Source organism: Mesorhizobium sp. CNPSo 4684, from assembly GCF_057784315.1.
The window spans coordinates 14169-32460 of the sequence record NZ_JBWLUX010000009.1 but is presented as its reverse complement, the minus strand read 5'-3'; the positions used below and the strand labels follow the sequence as shown (position 1 = coordinate 32460).

At 61.2% G+C, this 18292-nt stretch carries 17 protein-coding genes and 1 tRNA gene; 13 read left to right on the top strand and 5 right to left on the bottom strand.

Translation table 11 applies throughout. The features are described 5' to 3' along the window. The first annotated feature begins 27 nt into the window (after positions 1 to 27). Positions 28 to 405 (top strand): flagellar export protein FliJ, encoded by a 378-nt coding sequence (locus tag AC04SG_RS09975; protein ID WP_488551006.1) that lies wholly within the window; start codon positions 28 to 30, stop codon positions 403 to 405. 104 nt (positions 406 to 509) lie between these two features. Here AC04SG_RS09975 and AC04SG_RS09970 read toward each other — a convergent pair whose 3' ends face one another. Further along, positions 510 to 914, bottom strand: coding sequence for a winged helix-turn-helix transcriptional regulator (locus AC04SG_RS09970; protein ID WP_488550891.1), 405 nt, complete (start codon positions 912 to 914; stop codon positions 510 to 512). Positions 915 to 1008: 94 nt separating this feature from the next. On the opposite strand from AC04SG_RS09970, the gene AC04SG_RS09965 reads away from it, so the two are divergent. Then, on the top strand, positions 1009 to 1938 hold the full coding sequence (locus tag AC04SG_RS09965) for an NADP-dependent oxidoreductase (RefSeq protein WP_488550890.1): 930 nt from the start codon (positions 1009 to 1011) through the stop codon (positions 1936 to 1938). Positions 1939 to 2002: 64 nt separating this feature from the next. Here the strand turns inward: AC04SG_RS09965 and sciP are convergent, their stop codons facing one another. Continuing rightward, positions 2003 to 2278, bottom strand: coding sequence for a CtrA inhibitor SciP (sciP, locus tag AC04SG_RS09960; RefSeq protein ID WP_013529904.1), 276 nt, complete (start codon positions 2276 to 2278; stop codon positions 2003 to 2005). Between the two features lie 257 nt (positions 2279 to 2535). On the opposite strand from sciP, the gene mnmA reads away from it, so the two are divergent. After that, a complete protein-coding gene (gene mnmA / locus AC04SG_RS09955) occupies positions 2536 to 3726 on the top strand; it encodes a tRNA 2-thiouridine(34) synthase MnmA (protein WP_488550889.1) in 1191 nt (396 codons plus the stop codon). A gap of 52 nt (positions 3727 to 3778) precedes the next feature. On the opposite strand, the gene AC04SG_RS09950 is transcribed toward mnmA, so the two are convergent. Then, positions 3779 to 4738 (bottom strand): Gfo/Idh/MocA family protein, encoded by a 960-nt coding sequence (locus tag AC04SG_RS09950; RefSeq protein ID WP_488550888.1) that lies wholly within the window; start codon positions 4736 to 4738, stop codon positions 3779 to 3781. Positions 4739 to 5054: 316 nt separating this feature from the next. Here AC04SG_RS09950 and AC04SG_RS09945 point away from each other — a divergent pair. Next, positions 5055 to 5131, top strand: a tRNA-Met gene (locus AC04SG_RS09945). A 251-nt stretch (positions 5132 to 5382) separates the two neighbouring features. On the opposite strand, the gene AC04SG_RS09940 is transcribed toward AC04SG_RS09945, so the two are convergent. Beyond that, positions 5383 to 6363, bottom strand: a complete 981-nt coding sequence (locus tag AC04SG_RS09940; RefSeq protein WP_488550887.1) for a GlxA family transcriptional regulator — start codon at positions 6361 to 6363, stop codon at positions 5383 to 5385. Between the two features lie 195 nt (positions 6364 to 6558). Between AC04SG_RS09940 and AC04SG_RS09935 the strand changes: the two genes are divergently transcribed. The 9 genes from AC04SG_RS09935 (at position 6559) to AC04SG_RS09895 (ending at position 16333) form a co-directional block, all read left to right on the top strand. Next, a complete protein-coding gene (locus AC04SG_RS09935) occupies positions 6559 to 7245 on the top strand; it encodes a GntR family transcriptional regulator (RefSeq protein ID WP_488550886.1) in 687 nt (228 codons plus the stop codon). Positions 7246 to 7740: 495 nt separating this feature from the next. Beyond that, positions 7741 to 8652: a dihydrodipicolinate synthase family protein gene (locus AC04SG_RS09930; protein ID WP_488550885.1), complete on the top strand. Its 912-nt coding sequence runs from the start codon at positions 7741 to 7743 to the stop codon at positions 8650 to 8652. Further along, positions 8645 to 10162 carry an aldehyde dehydrogenase gene (locus AC04SG_RS09925; protein ID WP_488550884.1) on the top strand — a complete coding sequence of 506 codons (1518 nt, stop codon included), beginning with the start codon at positions 8645 to 8647 and terminating at the stop codon, positions 10160 to 10162. The genes AC04SG_RS09930 and AC04SG_RS09925 overlap by 8 nt, the downstream gene beginning before the upstream one ends. Beyond that, positions 10159 to 11490, top strand: coding sequence for an NAD(P)/FAD-dependent oxidoreductase (locus AC04SG_RS09920; RefSeq protein WP_488550883.1), 1332 nt, complete (start codon positions 10159 to 10161; stop codon positions 11488 to 11490). The genes AC04SG_RS09925 and AC04SG_RS09920 overlap by 4 nt, the downstream gene beginning before the upstream one ends. 82 nt (positions 11491 to 11572) lie before the next feature. Next, on the top strand, positions 11573 to 12424 hold the full coding sequence (locus tag AC04SG_RS09915) for a glycine betaine ABC transporter substrate-binding protein (RefSeq protein WP_488550882.1): 852 nt from the start codon (positions 11573 to 11575) through the stop codon (positions 12422 to 12424). A 102-nt stretch (positions 12425 to 12526) separates the two neighbouring features. After that, the gene (locus AC04SG_RS09910; RefSeq protein WP_488550881.1) at positions 12527 to 13594 is read left to right on the top strand and encodes a quaternary amine ABC transporter ATP-binding protein; all 1068 of its coding nucleotides are present in this window, start codon (positions 12527 to 12529) and stop codon (positions 13592 to 13594) included. A 16-nt stretch (positions 13595 to 13610) separates the two neighbouring features. Continuing rightward, entirely contained in the window at positions 13611 to 14459 is an 849-nt protein-coding gene (locus AC04SG_RS09905; protein WP_488550880.1) for an ABC transporter permease, read from the top strand. After that, entirely contained in the window at positions 14456 to 15316 is an 861-nt protein-coding gene (locus AC04SG_RS09900; protein ID WP_488550879.1) for an ABC transporter permease, read from the top strand. The genes AC04SG_RS09905 and AC04SG_RS09900 overlap by 4 nt, the downstream gene beginning before the upstream one ends. 18 nt (positions 15317 to 15334) lie before the next feature. Continuing rightward, positions 15335 to 16333, top strand: coding sequence for a 4-hydroxyproline epimerase (locus AC04SG_RS09895; protein WP_488550878.1), 999 nt, complete (start codon positions 15335 to 15337; stop codon positions 16331 to 16333). 405 nt (positions 16334 to 16738) lie between these two features. Here AC04SG_RS09895 and AC04SG_RS09890 read toward each other — a convergent pair whose 3' ends face one another. After that, on the bottom strand, positions 16739 to 18292 hold the full coding sequence (locus tag AC04SG_RS09890) for a response regulator (protein ID WP_488550877.1): 1554 nt from the start codon (positions 18290 to 18292) through the stop codon (positions 16739 to 16741).

Here is an 18292-nt window from a genome sequence, read left to right as displayed (position 1 = left end):
GGTGTGCGTTTGCGGGAGTACCGAATCATGAAGTCACGTGAAAACCTCGTTCGGCTGAAGCAGTTTCAGGTGAATGAGAAGCGGCGGCAGCTGCTGCAGCTCGACACGATGATCGCCGAGTTCGAGCGCATGGCTGTTGAACTGGAGCTTCAGATCACCGCCGAAGAAAAGAAGGCGGGCATCACCGATATCAGTCATTTCGCCTATCCAACCTTCGCCAAAGCGGCGCGTCTGCGCCGCGACAACCTCAGAAACTCGCAAAGCGACCTCGCCCAGCAGCGAAGCGCTGCCGAATCATTACTCGGCGAAGCTGAAGCGGAGCTTTCCAAGGCCGAGATGCTGGAATCGCGCGACACCAAGATCCGCGATGCTGAACTCGGCAGCCGCAGCGCCATGATCGGCTGAAGACGGTGGCTGATCCACCAGCGGCGCCTGACGTCGCACCTTGCTTGAGTGTGGCTGGACCAAAGTTCCAGCGCTGCTGATCTGGCCGCAAGGCGGCCGCAGCTTCAGGCCTGTGCCTGCAACTCCGCTTTCTGGTTCGCCTCTGCCCTAGCCCGGGCTTGCTTGATGTCGGGCACATGCTCTTCCGACCAGGACCGTATCTGGGTGAGCAGCCCCGCCAGGTTCTGGCCAAGTTCCGTCAATTCATATTCGACCCGCGGCGGGATGACCGGAAAGATTTCGCGCCGCACCAGCCCATCGCGCTCGAGAATGCGCAGCGTCTGCGTCAGCATTTTGGGCGTGATGCCCTCCAGCCTGCGGGCCAGTTCGCCATTGCGCATCCGGCCGCGGCGCAATGCGCAAACCACCAGATAGACCCATTTGCTGGCCAGCATTTCGAGCACGGCGTGCGAAGGGCACGTCCGCTGGAAGGCATCATAGCCGCTGCCGCAATCATTGTCACTATCCATGGGGTACCTATATATAGAAAAGGTACATACTAGACAAGAGAATATTACTATCCAAATGATAGCGGCATATGAACCCAAGCAGGAAAGATATCCCATGCGTGCCGTTGTCCAGAATTCCGTCGGCGGGCCCGACGTCCTCGTCATCGCCGATCGTCCCTCCCCCTCGCCCAAATCAGGCGAAGTGTTGGTCCGCGTGCACGCAGCCGGCATCAATCCGGTCGATGGCTCGGTGCGCGCCGGCTATTATCCATTGCTGGGCGAACCGCCCTTCACCCTCGGCTGGGATATTTCAGGCACCGTCGAGGCGCTGGGCCTGGGCGTCAACGGTGGCCTCAAGGTCGGTGACGCTGTGTTCGGCATGCCGCGTTTCCCCAAACAGGCCGCGGCCTATGCGGAACTCGCTGTCACCCCGGCCGATGAAATAGCGCCAAAGCCGCGAACCATCGATCACAATCACGCCGGCGCGCTGCCGCTGGCCGGCCTGACCGCCTGGCAGGGCATTGTCCGCCATGGTGGCCTGAAGCCCGGCCAGCGGGTGTTGATCCATGCCGCGGCCGGTGGCGTCGGACATCTGGCAGTGCAGATTGCCAAGGCGCGCGGCGCCTACGTCATCGCCACCGCCAGCCCGAAGAAACTCGATTTCGTCCGCTCGCTCGGTGCCGACGAGGTCGTCGACTACACCAAGGGCGATTTCACCGCTGAGGTCCGTGACATCGATTTGGTTCTGGACCCGATGGGCAGCGACCATGCCGACCAATCGCTGACGGTCCTGAAGGATGGCGGCGTCCTGGTGTCGCTGCTCAACGTCCACGACACCACCCGGGCCAAGGCTGCGGCGCGAAACATCCGCGTCGAGCGCATGTCTGTGGTGCCTGACCGCGAAGGCCTGGTTGAGCTTGGCAAACTGGTCGATGCGGGAAAGCTTGCCGTTCATGTGGCAAAGAGCTTTCCGCTCGAACAGGCGGGCGCGGCGCACGCCCTTCTCGCCACCAGGCCCATCGGCAAGGTGGTGCTGACGGTCTGAAGCAGGCCTTACGACAGGCAAAAGGGCGCGGTTACCGCGCCCTTTTCTTGTTGAGATCCTGGCTCTAGTGCCGGTATTGCTGGATGCGCGTCGTGCGCAACCCGGCAAGCCCGTATTCGTCGATCGACGCTTGCCAGGACAGGAATTCCTCGGTGGTCAGCTTGTAGCGCTGGCATGCCTCGTCGAGGCTCAAAAGCCCGCCGCGCACCGCCGCAACCACTTCCGCCTTGCGCCGGATAACCCAGCGACGTGTATTCGTCGGCGGCAGATCGGCAATCGTAAGAGGGCTGCCGTCAGGCCCGATAACATATTTGACTCGCGGTCTAACAAGATCGGTCATCGTACTCTCTACAAAAAACTCAAAGACCCAATCCCCACCACATTACCGCCACAGCTTTAAAAATTGCCTAAGCGAACCCTAATGACTAGGTAAGGATCATGAACGCCGCGTTAGTCTTTTCGTCGGCATTTGAGTGAACGGCCGGCGGGCGCGCAATTTTCCCGCAAAATCGGCGCTGCCGCAAAGCTGGCGCCGCTGATGTGGTTGACCTATATTCGCGCCACTGCCATTGAAGCGCCGCCCAGAACGAAAGAACCATGAACAGCCTCGACCTTCCCGCCAGCCCGCAAAACACCCGCGTCGTCGTCGCCATGTCGGGCGGTGTCGATTCGTCCGTCGTCGCAGGCCTTTTGAAGCGCGAAGGCTATGATGTCGTCGGCGTCACGCTACAGCTCTACGACCATGGCGCGGCAACGCACCGGGCCGGCTCGTGCTGCGCCGGCCAGGACATTGACGACGCCCGCCGCGTTTCGGAGACGCTGGGCATCCCGCATTACGTGCTCGACTATGAAGAGCGCTTCCGCAAGGCGGTCATCGACCCGTTCGCCGAGAGCTATGTCGCCGGCGAGACGCCGATCCCGTGCGTGTCCTGCAATCAGACGGTGAAGTTCGCCGATCTGCTGGCGACCGCCAAGGACCTTGGCGCCGACGCGCTCGCCACTGGCCACTATATCCGCTCCGGCGCCAATGGCGCCCACCGCGCGCTGTTCCGGCCGGTCGATGCGGACCGCGACCAGAGCTACTTCCTGTTTGCCACCACGCAGGCGCAGATCGACTATCTGCGCTTTCCGCTCGGCGGCCTGTCGAAGCCCGCGGTGCGCGCTATTGCCGAAGAGATGGGGCTGACCGTCGCCGCCAAGCAGGACAGCCAGGACATCTGCTTCGTGCCGCAGGGCAAGTATTCCGATATCATCGCCAAGCTGAAGCCGGCTGCCGCCAACCCGGGCGACATCGTCCATATCGACGGCCGCGTGCTTGGCCGCCATGATGGCATATTGCGCTACACGATCGGCCAGCGCCGCGGCATCGGCATTGCGTCGGGCGAACCGCTCTACGTCGTCCATCTCGACGCCGACCGGGCCCGCGTCATTGTCGGCCCGCGCGAGGCGCTGGAGACGCACAAGATCTACCTGCGCAACATGAACTGGCTGGGCGATCGCGCGCTGTCAGACATTCCGGCCGCCGGCATGGAGCTGTTTGCCAAGGTCCGCTCGACGCGGCCGCCGCGCCCGGCCGTACTGCATCACCGCGCCGGCAGCACCTTTGTGGAACTGGTCGACGGCGAGTCCGGCATCGCGCCCGGACAGGCCTGCGTGCTTTATTCCGACGACGGCAACGAGGCCCGCGTCTTCGGCGGCGGCTTCATCGAGCGTTCCGAGCGTGGCGCCGAGGCCGAGGCCATGCTGACGCGGCTTGCCGCCAGGCCGGCACAGATCCCCGCCGAGTAAACACTACTTTCTCGGAGACAATTGGCCGCCGGAGTAGAATTTCCAAACGGTCTCAGGATTTGGTGTGTGTGACAGTGCCCGCGGTCAGGATGCGCAGCACCCTGATGGCTTCCTCGCCGCTGGTGCGGGGCTCGGCCCGCGTCTCGATGCAATGGATGAAATGCTCCAGCTCGCGCGTCAGCGGCATGCCCTGCCCGACCGCGACATAGGACGGCTCGTTGGTGGTGAAGGCCCACTGGCCGCTGTCCTGCCACACCGCATGGCGGTAGACGGCAAGCTTGCGTTCCCACGGCTCGACATCGTCGAACACCGCCATCGCCTTGGTGCCAACCACGGTCAGCCGCCGCTCGCGATAGGGATTGAGCCGCGAGGCGAAGAGGTGGCTGCGCAGGCCGTTGGGAAAGCGCATGTGCAGGTGCGCGAAGTCGCTGAGACTGTCGAGCAAGGCAGCACCCTCGCCCCTGACTTCGATGGGCTCCGTGCCGGTAATGGCCAGGATCATCGACAGATCATGCGGCGCAAGATCCCACAGCGCGTCGTTCTCGGTATGAAATTTGCCGAGGCCGAGCCGGTGCGAATGGATGTAGCGGACTTCGCCGAGCTCGCCATTGTCGATCAGCGCTTTGAGCGTCTCGAAGGCTGGATGGAAGCGCAAGACATGGCCGACCATGAAGACGCGGCCATTGTCCTTGGCCGCCTGCACTGCGCGTTCGGCATCGGGCACGGTTAGCGCGATTGGCTTTTCCACCAGCACGTCCTTGCCGGCCTTGACGGCGCGCACGGCAAGGTCGGCATGGAATTGCGGCGGCAGCGCCATGACGATGGCGTCGATATCGTCGCGCACGAACAGCTGATCCGGCTCGATCGCCAGGCAGTCCTGCTCGCTGGCAAAACCTTCGGCCCGCGCCCGATTGGCATCGGAAACCGCATGCAGCGCGCCAAGCGCCTTGAGGGTGCGGATGTGGTTGCTGCCCCAGTATCCGCAACCGAGGACTGCAATGCGCGGCTTCATCAGCTTCAAACTCTAGATTTCTTGGCCGAGACATAGCGACGTGCCCCGCCGAACTCAACCCCGGCGACAAGAGCGTGGTCCCGAAAAGTGGGAACCGGTTTTCGGAAAAAGACCATGCTCAAACAAAGACTAGAGCCCCATCCCGACTGCATCGGGATGTCTGGCCGGCAAAGCTTTTCTCGGGCGACAATATGCCGGCGCGCCTGACGCATCGATGCTTGACAGGCTCGCCCTCCCAACCTTATATCCGCGCGACCTTGGCGAACGCCTCGAAATGCCTTTCGATTTAAGGTGGATTCGAGCCTTTCGCCGCCCTGGCGGGGTAGCTCAGTTGGTTAGAGCACGGGAATCATAATCCTGGGGTCGGGGGTTCAAGTCCCTCTCCCGCTACCAGTCTACCTTTAAGCTATTGAAATATAACAAAAACCCGGATCTATGGTAGCGCCCTGTCCGAAAAATCCTCAATGATTCAAGGCCGAGCCTGCTACCTTACGGTGCCAAAGAACGTCGCAGATGCGCCAGAAGCGATCATCGCCGAGCAGATGTTGTGATGTCGCCTTTGGGGCCGGAAGCGGCATGTCGGGTTTCGGACGTCTCGAGCAGAAATCGGACGTTGGCGCAGCTCAATCCGGCACGAACTCATGTCACGCATTGGTAGAGCCGCCTGAGGATCGGGTCTGATGCCTAAGGTGAGTAGGCGTCGCACCGGTCTGTTGACGAAACACCCGGCTGAAATGCCCGGCATTTTCGAAACCGCATCGGTATGCGATTTCTCCTATCTGCAAGTCGCTGTCCTCCAGTAGGGACTTCGCATAATGCACCCGCAGCGCGAGATACGCCGCCATCGGACTGACGCCCAATTCAGTCCCGAAAAGACGCTCCAACTGTCGCCTCGAACAATTCAATCGGCCTGCGATCTCGGTGATCGAGACTTTCTCCTGAAGATTGCTTTCCATCAACAGCAGCGCCCGCTTCACGGCGCGGCTCGACGCTTCGGGAAACAGGTCTCCGACCGGCTGCACATCCTTGATGTTTCGAATGCGATCAAGCACAAGAATCTTGGCAGCTTTTTCGGCCGCTTTCCGGCCTATGGATTCCGAAACGAAATGCCCGGCTAGGTCGGCCGCGCCGGTGCCTCCGGCACAAGTTGCGCGGCCTCGGTCGACGGAAAACAGACTATCGGCATGCGCGTTCACGTCTGGAAACTCAGCCCGAAAATCCTTGATGTGGAACCAGCTGACGGCGGCGCTATAGCCATCCAGCAAGCCGTAGCGGGCGAGCACGAAGCTTCCCGTGCAAAGCGCGGTAAGAGGCACTCCCTTCTCGGCGGCGCGCACAAGGAAAGCCTCTTTCTCTGAACTGAGGACGCGGTTGGTGTCGAGCAGGCCGCCGACCACGACGACATTGTTAAAGTCCTCCGGATTGCCGATCTCTTTCGTCGGAAGCAATTCGACGCCGCAGCTCGCCCTGATTGGCAGGCCGCGTTCGCCAATGATCTGCCAGTCAAATTCTACCCTGCGGCTTCGATCACCTTCGTCGCCCGCCAGTCGCAGTGTGTCGATGAACAGCGAGAGCGGCGACAGGGTGAAATCGCGAACCAGGAGAAACGCAAACCTCTTGGCCATTCGTTTTCCTTGGCTGTACTAGGGCGTTTCTCGATCGGCAGAAGGGTGGTTTCGTCTGCCTCTCGTGAGCGATCGATGACCGGCTATATATTGTGTACCAAGAAAATACAATCCGTTGACTCGCCTATCAACGCATGCGATTCTTCCTGCCGTACTAGATGTCACTGACTATCAGAACCATTCCGAAGGTGCGCAATGAAGAGCAGCAAGGGCAGCCTCTACGACGATCTGAAGCGCCGCATCCTGACGATGGAACTTGATCCTGACGAGGATCTCGATGAAGTGGCGCTGAGCGAGCGCTACGGCCTGTCACGGACCCCGGTCAGGGAAATCTTCCGCAGATTGGAGGGCGAAGGATACATCGAAATTCGCGCGAACAGGGGCGCCCGCGTTGTCCCGATGAACCATTCGACCCTTCGACATTTTTTCCTGGTCGCGCCCATGATCTATGCTGCTATCGGCCGATTGGCCGTCCAGAATTACAAGCCCTCACAGCTTTCGGATCTGAAGGACACGCAGGAGCGTTTCCGCAAGGCAAGTACGTCCAGCGACGCGCTTTCGATGGTCCTCGAGAACAACAGATTTCACGAAATCATCGGCGAGATGTCCGGCAATGCCTACCTGCAGCCAAGTCTCGGCAGACTGCTGATAGACCACGCCCGGATCGGTCACACCTTCTTCCGCCCGCGCAACGATGACATGCGTAAGCGGCTTCAGATAGCAGTCGAACACCATGACGGCTTCATCGCTGCTATCGGCGCCCACCAAGAGGACGCTGTTGTCGACCTTGTGTTCGAGCATTGGGAACTGTCGCGCGAAAACATGGAGATGTTTATCGCGCCCCAAGGACTGAAGGCGGATGCTCTCGTTGGCGGTTCTTGACCGCATCGCCGTAAGCGGCCCGGAGAAATCCGGAGACCTTAACTTTCAGCATTAGCGCCCGACCTCTGGGCCGGGATCACACCTTGCTGACATCACCTGTCTGTTCAGGACGGGCTCGAAATGCGCCGCGTGCGAGAGGACTGCTGCTTTCGCTGCTTCTGGTCCTGTGGGCTCGCCCCGACCGCGAATCCAGCTCTGCTCGCGCGCCGGGCACTTTGCCGGCAGTGAGATAGTCGCCGCCATTTTCAGGCCGAACCAAGCGCCGGCCCCAGGCTCGCCCCTGCGAGGCAGCGGTGTGTTAGCAAAATATAAAAAATGTGTACACAGATAATACAATTCATTGACTCCCGCCGGACCGTGTGCAATTTTCCAGACCATCAAATGCGATCGACGGGTTCGGGCACTGAGAATTCTCGCGTGAGAAGTTCGCAGACGACTTCGTGCGCCCCGAAAGCGCATTCGTCGAAACGGCGACTCCATGGACGGAGGAATGACTTGAAATTCGAAGGCATCTACACACCGGCGGTCACGCCGCTCGGCCCGGATGGGCAGATCGACAACGCGGCTTTCGCGGATGTTCTCGAGTCCCTTATTGAAGCCAAAGTACACGGCATCATCGTTGGCGGATCGACTGGCGAATATTACGCCCAGAGCGCGCAGGAGCGCTTCGATCTCGGCGCCTACGCCAAGGAGGTGATCGGCAACCGCCTTCCGCTCATCATCGGCACGGGCGCCATCAGGACCGAAGACTCCGTCGAATACGCCAGGGCGGCAAAGGAGATCGGCGCCGAGGCGATCCTCGTCTCCTCGCCGCCATACGCTCTGCCGACGGAGCGCGAGAATGCGGTGCATGCGCTCACCGTCGACCGTGCGGCCAACCTTCCGATCATGCTCTACAACTACCCGGCCCGCATGGGGGTGACGATGAGGGAGGACTATTTCTCCCGTGTCGGCAAATCCAGGAATGTCGTGGCCATCAAGGAGAGCTCCGGCGAGATGGGCAACCTCCATTTGCTGGCGCGGAAATTCCCCCATATCGCGCTCTCCTGCGGCTGGGACGACCAGGCGCTCGAATTCTTTGCATGGGGCGCCAGGAGCTGGGTCTGTGCCGGATCCAATTTTCTCCCGCGCGAGCATGTCGCGCTTTACGAAGCCTGCGTGCTCGAAAAGAACTTCGACAAGGGCCGCGCCATCATGACGGCGATGCTGCCGCTGATGGACTTTCTCGAATGCGGGAAGTTCGTCCAGTCGATCAAGCATGGATGCGAGCTGGTCGGCCTGAAGACAGGCGGCGTGCGCGCGCCCCTCCGCCCTCTCAATTCTGAAGAGAAGCGATCCCTGCAGACTGTCGTCGCCACCCTGAAGCGCACGGTCGCCCAGATCACGTCGGGAGCAAACCATGCATGAACCTTTGACCGCCGCCGAATACAAGGCGATTGCCGCAGGCCTTCAATTTCCGACCAATGCCTTCATCGACGGCGCGTTCCGTCCGGCGAATTCAGGCAAGACATTCAAGACGACCAATCCAGCGACGGGCGAGACGCTTGCCGAGATCGCGGCGTGCGATGCTGCCGATGTTGATTTCGCCGTGGCCAAGGCCAGGCAGGCTTTCGACGACGGCCGCTGGCATCTCCGCTCGCCTGGCGAGCGCAAGGCCGTCCTCATCAAATTCGCAAAGCTGCTGGAGCGCAACCGCCACGAACTTGCGGTGATGGAGAGCCTCGACAGCGGCAAGCCGGTCCGCGAATGCCAGACCGTCGATGTTCCGGATACGATCCACACCATCCGTTGGCATGCCGAACTCATCGACAAGCTCTACGACAACACCGCTCCCGTGGGTTCGAACGCGCTGACCATGGTCGTGCGCGAACCGGTCGGCGTCGTCGGCTGCGTCCTGCCGTGGAATTTCCCGCTGCTGATGCTGGCCTGGAAGATCGGTCCGGCACTTGCCGCCGGATGCTCGGTGATCGTGAAGCCGGCCCAGGAGACGACACTGACCACACTACGCGTCGCCGAGCTGGCGCATGAGGCAGGCATTCCGGCGGGCGTCTTCAATGTCGTGCCGGGCGGCGGCAAGGACGTCGGCGAACCGATCGGCATGCACATGGACGTCGACATGGTGGCATTCACCGGATCGACGCCGACAGGTCGCCGTTTCCTGCACTACGCAGCGGACTCTAATCTCAAGCGCGTCGTCCTCGAATGCGGGGGCAAGAACCCGGCAGTGGTTCTCGATGATGCCGAGGATCTCGACCTGGTCGCCGAACAAGTGGTCAATGGCGCGTTCTGGAACATGGGCGAGAACTGCTCGGCCACGTCGCGGCTGATCGTCGACGCCAGGATCAAGGACGAGCTGCTGCAGCGTATCGGCGCCTACATGCGCGAGTGGAAGACCGGCGACCCACTCGACCCGGAAAACCGCATCGGCGCGCTCGTCAGCAAGAGCCATTTCGAGAAGGTAAAGTCCTTCCTCGGCGACGTGAAGACCGAAAAGCTCTCCGTCGCCTATGGCGGCGCCACGCACAAAGGCATCTACATCGAGCCGACCGTCGTTGACGGCGTCAAGCCATCGAGCCGCCTGTTCAAGGAGGAGATCTTTGGTCCGATCCTTTCGGTCACGACGTTCACTTCGCTTGCCGAAGCCGTGGCTCTGGCCAACGACACCAATTACGGGCTGACCGCGTCCGTCTACACTGGCAGCCTGCGCAAGGCGATCAAGCTTGCGCGCGAAATCCGGGCTGGCGTCGTCACTGTCAACTGCTTTGGCGAAGGCGACGCGACGACGCCGTTCGGCGGCTACAAAGAATCCGGCTTCGGCGGCCGCGACAAGTCGGTCTTCGCGCATGACAACTACTGCGAATTGAAGACGGTCTGGATCGACGTCTCGGATCGTTCGGTCGACGAGACCGTCAGATGAACGAAATCGTCGTCAAGCGGCTTCCGGCGGAATCCGGAACCTCGGGCTGGGAGGCGCTGAGCAGACGCTGCTTCCCCGTCCGGACGCTCGACGGCAACGTGTCGGCCGACTGGCTGATCATCGGTGCAGGCTTCGCCGGCCTCTCCGCGGCGCGGCGGCTGTCTCAGCTGCGGCCTGGCGACAGGATCGTCCTTCTGGATGCGGGAGAGATCGCCAAGGGCACCGCGGGCCGGAACTCCGGCTACATGATCGACGTCCCGCACAATATCTCGTCTGGTGAGTATTCCGTCGCCGACGAGGCCGCGACAAAGACGGAGATCGCCCAGAACCGTTTTGCGATCTCCTTCGCCGCCGCCGCTGCGGCCGAGTACGACATGTCGGTGCGGACCTTCGATCCGTCGGGCAAGATCAATGCTGCCGCGACGGAGCGCGGGATAAAACTCAACGCAAACTATGGCCGCTCGCTCGCTAGCATCGGCGAGGAGCACCGCTTTGTGGATGCGGCCGAGATGCGGGAGATCACCGGATCGTCCTACTATCTGGGAGGTCTCTACACGCCAGGCTCGGTGATGATCCAGCCCGCTGACTACATTCGCGGCTTTGCCGCCGGGCTGTCATCAAAGGTCGACATATTCGAGCACTCGCCGGTGCTCAGACTTGAGCGTGTCGGCGGGGCGTGGAAGGCCATATCGCATCGAGGCAGCATCACCGCGCCGAAAGTCATCCTCGGCGTCAACGGCCACATCGAGGACTTCGGCCATTTCCGCGGCCGCTTGATGCACATCTTCACTTACGCATCGATGACCGCGCCCTTCACCGAAAGATCGACGGGCAAGGACAGGTGGGCGTTGCTTCCGGCCGATCCGATGGGCGCGACCGTCAGGAAGATTAGCTCGAAAGGAAGCTCGCGGATCGTGATCCGAACCCGGTTCACCTACGACTGGAGCGTCCAGGTCGGCGAGAAACGCCTGGCCGGGATCGCCGCCGAGCAGCGGACGTCCCTGGAAGCCCGGTTTCCCGACCTCAGGGACGTGCCGTTCGAGCACGTCTGGGCCGGACGGCTTTGCCTCAGCCGCAACCATGTGCCGGCCTTCGGCGAAATCGAAGAGGGCCTCTACTCGGCGTGCTGCGAGAACGGCCTCGGGACCGTGAAAAGCACGCTCGCGGGCGTCATGGCCGCCGATCTGGCGACCGGAACCCGCTCGGACATGCTCGACAAATTTTCGGATCAGCCTGAGCCCGCGAGACTCCCTCCGGAGCCGCTCGCATGGCTCGGCGTCAATACCGTGATCCGACTGCAGGAATTGCGTGCCGGCCGCGAGGGATAACCTTCGCCGCGCAATGTGAAGACCGAGCCGAGGGCGAAGTCTTCAAATGAGAATGGGAACGAAAAACAAAGGAGTGAGTAAAATGAAGACGTTGTGGAAAGCGCTCTGCGCTGCCGCGATGGTCGGTATGACCATGCTGTCCGCTCAGGCGGAGGAAAAGACCATTACCGTGGGCACGATGTCCTGGGAGGACCTCACCCCCATCACCGGCATCACCAAGAAGGTGCTCGAAGATTCCGGCTACACCGTGAAGGTGGTGGACTTTTCCGAGTGGGGCATCGCCTACGCTGCACTTACCAAGGGCGACATCCAGATCCTTGCCTCGCAGACTGACTACGTCGCCCAGGACTACTGGGACAAAAACAAGAAGAAGCTGGAGAAGATCTCGCCGGTTTCGCATGGCCTGTTCCAGGGCGTCGCGGTCCCGAAATACGTGACCATCGACTCCATGGACCAGCTGAATGAAGACGCTGACAAGTTCGGCGGCAAGATCGTCGGTATCGAGCCTGGTTCGGGTCTCATGCGCGATACGGCAAACTCGGTGAAGGCATACGACCTGAAACTGCAGCTCGTGGAGGGCAGCACCGCTGCCATGACCGCCGCGCTCAAGTCGGCCGTCGACCGCAAGGAATGGATCGCCGTCACCATCTGGGAGCCCTCGTGGATGATGCAGAAATATGACGTCAAGTTCCTCAAGGACCCGAAGGCAGTCTTCCCACCGCCGCAGAGCTATTACTGGATCGGCAAGAAGGGCTTCTCAGCCGACAATCCGCATGCACGCGAAGTGATCGCCAGCGTCTACGTGCCGCTTGCCGACATCACGGCGATCAACTCGGCCGTCAACGAGGGCAAGACCATGGACGAGGCCATCAAGGCCTGGACCGACAGCCACGCCGACCTCCTGAAACGCTGGGAAAACATCAAGACCCAGTAGTCGTCGAAACGGCGGGCCGCCAACATCGGCGGCCCGTTCCGGAGCAACGAAACATGAAGGCCGCCGCCAAGCCGGCCCGTGGGGAACGTGATGAACAGTGCGATGAACGACTCCAGCGAAGTGTTGGTCGACTGCCAGTCGGTGTGGAAGATTTTCGGCAGTCGCGCCCAGGCCGCCGTCAAGGCCATCTCCGAACGTGGGCTCTCCAAGACGCAGGTGCTGCAAGACTTCGACTGCGTGGTGGGCGTCTCCGACGCCAGCTTGCAGGTCCGCCGCGGCGAGATATTCTGCATCATGGGGTTGTCGGGGAGCGGCAAGTCGACGCTGGTCCGTCTTCTCAATCGTCTGATCGAACCAAGCCTCGGCAAGATCATGGTGAAAGGAAAGGAGATCGCCAGGCTCAATCCGGCCGAGCTGCGCGATATGCGTTCCTGCAACATCGGCATGGTGTTCCAGAGCGTGGCGCTTCTTCCCAACCGGACGGTTCTCGGGAACGCCGGCTTCGGTCTCGAAGTGCGAGGTGTTGCGAAAGACGAACGCAACAGGACTGCCCGCGCGGCACTCGAAAAAGTTGGGCTTGGCGACTGGACCTCGCGCTATCCGAGAGAACTGTCCGGCGGCATGCAACAGCGCGTCGGCCTCGCCCGGGCGCTGGCGGCAGATCCCGAGATCATCCTGATGGATGAGCCGTTCAGCGCACTCGATCCGCTGATCCGACGCCAGTTGCAGGACGAGTTTCGACAGCTGACGAAGTCGCTGGGCAAGTCGGCCGTCTTCATCACCCATGATCTCGAGGAGGCGATCCGCATCGGCGACCGCATCGCCATCATGAAGGACGGTGTCATCGTCCAGGTCGGCACGGCGGAGGAGATCGTAACCAGGCCCGCCGACGACTACGTCTCAGATTTCGTTGCCGGAATATCCAGGATCCACTTTGTAAAGGCCCATTCCGTCATGCGTCCGGTTGCCGAATTCAAGGCGGCGGAGCCGCATTGCGACGTGAACGCGCTTCTTCGAACGTCGCCAGAGGCCGATATCGCCGAGCTCATCGATCTCACCATGCAGTCCGATCGCGACGCAATATCGGTCGTCGAGAACGGAGCCGTCATCGGTGTCGTCACCATTCGTGGCTTGCTCCGAGGCGTCGCGGGCACGCCAACCGCCGCTTAGGCTCGGGAGAAGCGAAATGGACATCTCGACCATCACAGATATTTTTGACAGCTGGACGGACAATGCTCTCAGCTGGATCAGCGACAATGGCGAATGGCTGTTTGACTCTGTCAGGGCCGTGCTCGAAGGCACCTATGGCGACGTGCTCTGGCTTCTTCAGCTCGCCCCGTTTTACGTCATCGCGATCATCGCAGCCCTGCTTGGATGGCGCCTGATCAGCACCTTCGCCGGCATCCTGGCGGGGCTTGCCATGATCTTTTGCGCTGTCATGGGACTTTGGAGCGAGACCATGAGCACATTGGCTCTGGTGATCACTGCCACGATCCTCGCTCTTCTTTTCGGCATTCCCATTGGAATCGTGGCTGGTTTCGTCGGGGCGTTTGACCGCTTTCTCGAGCCGATACTCGACCTGATCCAGACCATGCCGCCCTACATCTATCTCCTTCCGGCAATCGCGCTCCTCGGCTACGGGGCTGCGACAGCACTCGTCGCAACCTTCATCGTCGCGATGCCTCCCGCCATCCGGCTCACCTCTCTTGGCATCAGGATGACGCCGCACGAATTCATAGAGCTTGGCCAGGCAAGCGGCCTGACACCCTGGCAGATGTTTACCAAGATCAGGCTCCCTTTCGCCATCCCAAGCATCATGGCCGGGATCAACCAATGCCTGATGATGGCATTCGGCATGGTCGTCATTGCAGGTATCGTCGGGTCTGGCGGCCTGGGAGAGACGATCTATTCGGCGGTGCGCACGCTCGACATCGCCACGTCGATCAACGCCGCGATCGCAATCGTCATCCTGACCATGGTGCTCGACAGACTTACGCAGAGTGTGGCGCGCCGCGCCAAGGGAGACGCACGATGAATCCTGATCTGCTCCAGTTTTCGCCCGGCGCTTACCTCGCCCCTGCCGTGGATTGGTTGAACAAGAACTTCCATCCGTTCTTCGATGCCGTGACCAAGCTGATCGAGGCGGTGCTTGGCGCCATCGAAACCGCCCTGCTCTACCCGCCGCCCTACGCCACGATCGTCGTTGCAGTCCTTCTCGCCGCGTTCTTCGTCAGCGTCCGGGTCTCGGTGGTGACGGCCGTTGCGCTCACCTTCTGCCTGCTGGCAGGTTTCTGGACCGCCTCGATGCAGACGCTGGCGCTGGTGACCGTGGCGGTGATCATTTCCGTTGCGGTCGCCTTCCCGCTTGGCGTTCTGGCATCACGCTACCGCAAATTCGAGGCCGCGATCCGACCCATGCTGGACATCATGCAGACGGTGCCGCCATGGGTCTATCTCATTCCCGCCGTCATGATCTTCAGCCTAGGCCGCGTTCCGGCGATCATCGCCACGATCGTCTACGGCATCCCGCCGATGTTGCGCCTGACAACGCTCGCCTTCAACCAGGTGCCGAAAGACCTGCTGGAGCTTGGCCAGGCCACCGGCGCCTCGCCGCGGTCGATCCTGTTCAAGATCGAAATCCCCTCGGCCACGCCGACACTGCTGGTCGGTCTCAACCAGTGCATCCTCTTGTCGCTGGCCATGGTCGTCCTGGCCGGTCTCGTCGGAGCAGGCGGTCTTGGCGCCGAGGTGACGCGGGGATTGACGCGGATGGAGATGGGCCTAGGCCTCAGGGCCGGCCTGTCGATCGTCGCCGTCGCCATCCTCCTCGACCGGGTTTCCAGGGGCGTGCTGCAGCGCAGCCAGGCGCCTGGCGCGGCAAAGTTCGCCTGAACCGCAAAAGGAATTCCCATGCGCCGCAGTTTCTTCTGCATCGACTCCCACACCTGCGGCAATCCGGTGCGCCTGGTCGCGGGAGGTGGCCCCCTGCTGCCGCATATTCCCATCGCCGAGCGGCGCGACCTCTTCGTGCGCGAGCATGACTGGATCCGGCAGGCACTGATGTTCGAGCCGCGCGGGCACGACATCATGTCGGGCGCTATCATCTATCCTGCCTATCGTGCGGACTGTGACTTTGCCGTGATCTTCATCGAAGTCAGCGGCTGCCTGCCAATGTGCGGCGCCGGCACGATTGGCCTCGTGACGGCGGCAATCGAGGAAGGCCTGGTAACGCCTCGGATTCCCGGCAGGCTGTCGATCGAAACTCCGGCTGGCAGGGTTGATATCGAATACGAAAAGCCCGGCGAGTTCGTGGACTCCGTGCGGATGTTCAACGTTGCCAGCTATCTTCACGCCGCGGACGTCGCCGTCGATGTACCCGATCTCGGCCGGCTCGTCGTCGACATCGCCTATGGCGGCAACTACTACGCCGTCGTCGAGCCGCAGGAGTCATGGCCGGGCCTGGACGGCATGTCGGCAAGCGACATCGTGGACCTCAGCCGCGGTCTGCGCGAAGCGCTCGAACCCGTCTGCGATCCAGTTCATTCCGAAGACGAAAGGATACGCGGCGTGGACCACGCCATCTGGTGCGACAGGCCCTCAAGCAGCAACGCCGACGGCCGCGGAGCGGTGTTTTACGGCGACAAGGCCATCGACCGTTCGCCGGGGGGCACCGGAACTTCGGCTCGGCTGGCACAACTCTACGGGAAGGGACGACTGAAGGTCGGCGACACGTTCCGCCAGGAAAGCTTGATCGGCACAGTGTTCGAGGGCCGCGTCGAGGCAGAGGCCGACATCGGCCCCTTCAAGGGCATCAAGCCCAGTGTCAGCGGCTGGGCGCGGATCATCGGCCACAACACGATTTTCGTCGACGATCGCGATCCGCTGGCGCATGGGTTCCAGATCCGGTGAAATGGCGACCACAGACTCGATAAATCGTCTCTCACGCCGGTGTCACATTGGACGCAGGGGTGGGCTGAAGACAGACAGATACAGCCGCACCAGGCTTGCATGCGAGCGAACCTGCTGATCGAGCTTGGCCAGCCGTGCGGCTCGCGCAGGGTTTTCGGCCCCGAGCGGCTGAGCAGCCGACCCCTGAAGAGATACGGCGCCGCGGCAAGATGAAACGGGAAGCCGCAAGTTAAGATAGATTCGCTTCGCTCAGCCGCAGCAGCGAAGCTTGAACTGGCAGCTCGATGAGTGGGGGGAATGGCGGTAGCGCTCTCCCGCTACCAAATCTCTTTAAGCCATTGTAATTAAGCGCTAAATTTCGATGTAAGCTATAACAGCCGCAGAGTAGCCGTTGTCTTGGTCTGTTCATTCCGTGGGCGACGGCACCAGATCAAGCCGCGGGGCGAACTCCTCCAACTCGTCATCGAGCAGTGGCGGTTCTTCCTCAGCCTCCTGCTTGGGCTCGACCATCAAAAGACCAACGACGATCAGCGCGAGTGAAACCCAGGTCAGCGCTGGTATCGCCTCAGCCAGCAAGAGCATGCTCCAACCTATGCCGGCCGCTGTAACCGCGTAGGCGTTCTGGCTTGCGAACACGGCGCCTGTACTGGAGATCAGGGTCATGAAGAGCAACATCGCCAAATTGCCGGCAGCGGCCATCAGAACCACGATGACGCCAAGCCGCCCGGTCAACAGATCAAACGGTATGAAATCCCGATAGAAAGCTGCCAGCGGGATCAACATCAAAACCGAAGCAACAAGGGTGATGCCGAACAGAGCTACGCTATCGATGGCATTAGGCTTGTACTCTGAGAGGTAAATATCCTCGGTCGCGTAAGTGATCGGGATGACGAGTGCGATGGCAAGCCACAACCAGCTGGTAGCCATTTCCGCCGGCTCTCCGTAGAGAAGTATGATGAAGATGCCGACGAGGCCTAGTCCAAGTCCGAAAAACCGCTTCAGGTTGGGGGCTTCCGTCCGCATCAAGGCGGCGAACAGGAATACGGCGAATCCCTCCAGGACGATGACGATCGAGACGATGAAGGCGGGAAGCTTGCTCGTCAGCCAATAGACCAGCACCTGATTGACCAGCGAGCTGATAAACGCAAAGATGAGGATGAACTTCCAATCCGAGTGCGTAAGATCAGCCAGGCGCGGCATTGTCCCGCGCTTCATGCTTATCCCGACGCAGAACACCGCCCCAATGACGTCAATAAGGATCGCCAGCCCGATCGGATGGGCTTCGACGAGTGAAGCCATTTTCGAGAGTGGCACGACAAGGCCCCATAGTCCTCCGCAGGCCAACAGCAGTAACGCGCCACGAAATGTGCGGATATTCTGCCGCATCTTTCGCTCGCGCTCATAGACCTTCTGGGCCATCGCGGCGAAAACCGTGGCGAGCTTGCCCAGACCATCCGGACGGCCTGCCACATCGCGGATGCCGAGCTTCGAAGGGTTGAACCTCCCGCTTTCCAAGGTCGCGGCCGCCTTCGTCAGCTTGGCCACCTGCCGCAGATATTCTTTCTCGACGTCGCGCAGTCTCTTCTTCTCGATGCAGGTGGAAACCCGCGCCTTGAGAAGCGCGAGTTCAAAATCCTTAGGCAGGAAATCCTCGGCGCCTAGTTCAATCGCCCTGACGACGGTGCTCATCTCATCATCGAGCGCGGAAATCACGACAACGGGAACATCCCGCGTCCTGGACGATGCCTTGAGACTCTTCAGCACCTCGAAGCCGTCCATCACCGGCATCATGATGTCGAGAAGGATGAGATCGAAATTCTCGGTGGCGAGCAGATCGAGCGCCACCCGGCCGCTCTCTGCCGCCTCGGCTTCGTGTCCGAGCGCCTCGACCGACTTCTTGAGCTTGATCCTTATGGTACGGGAGTCGTCGACAATGAGAATCCTGCCAGGGCTGCTCAC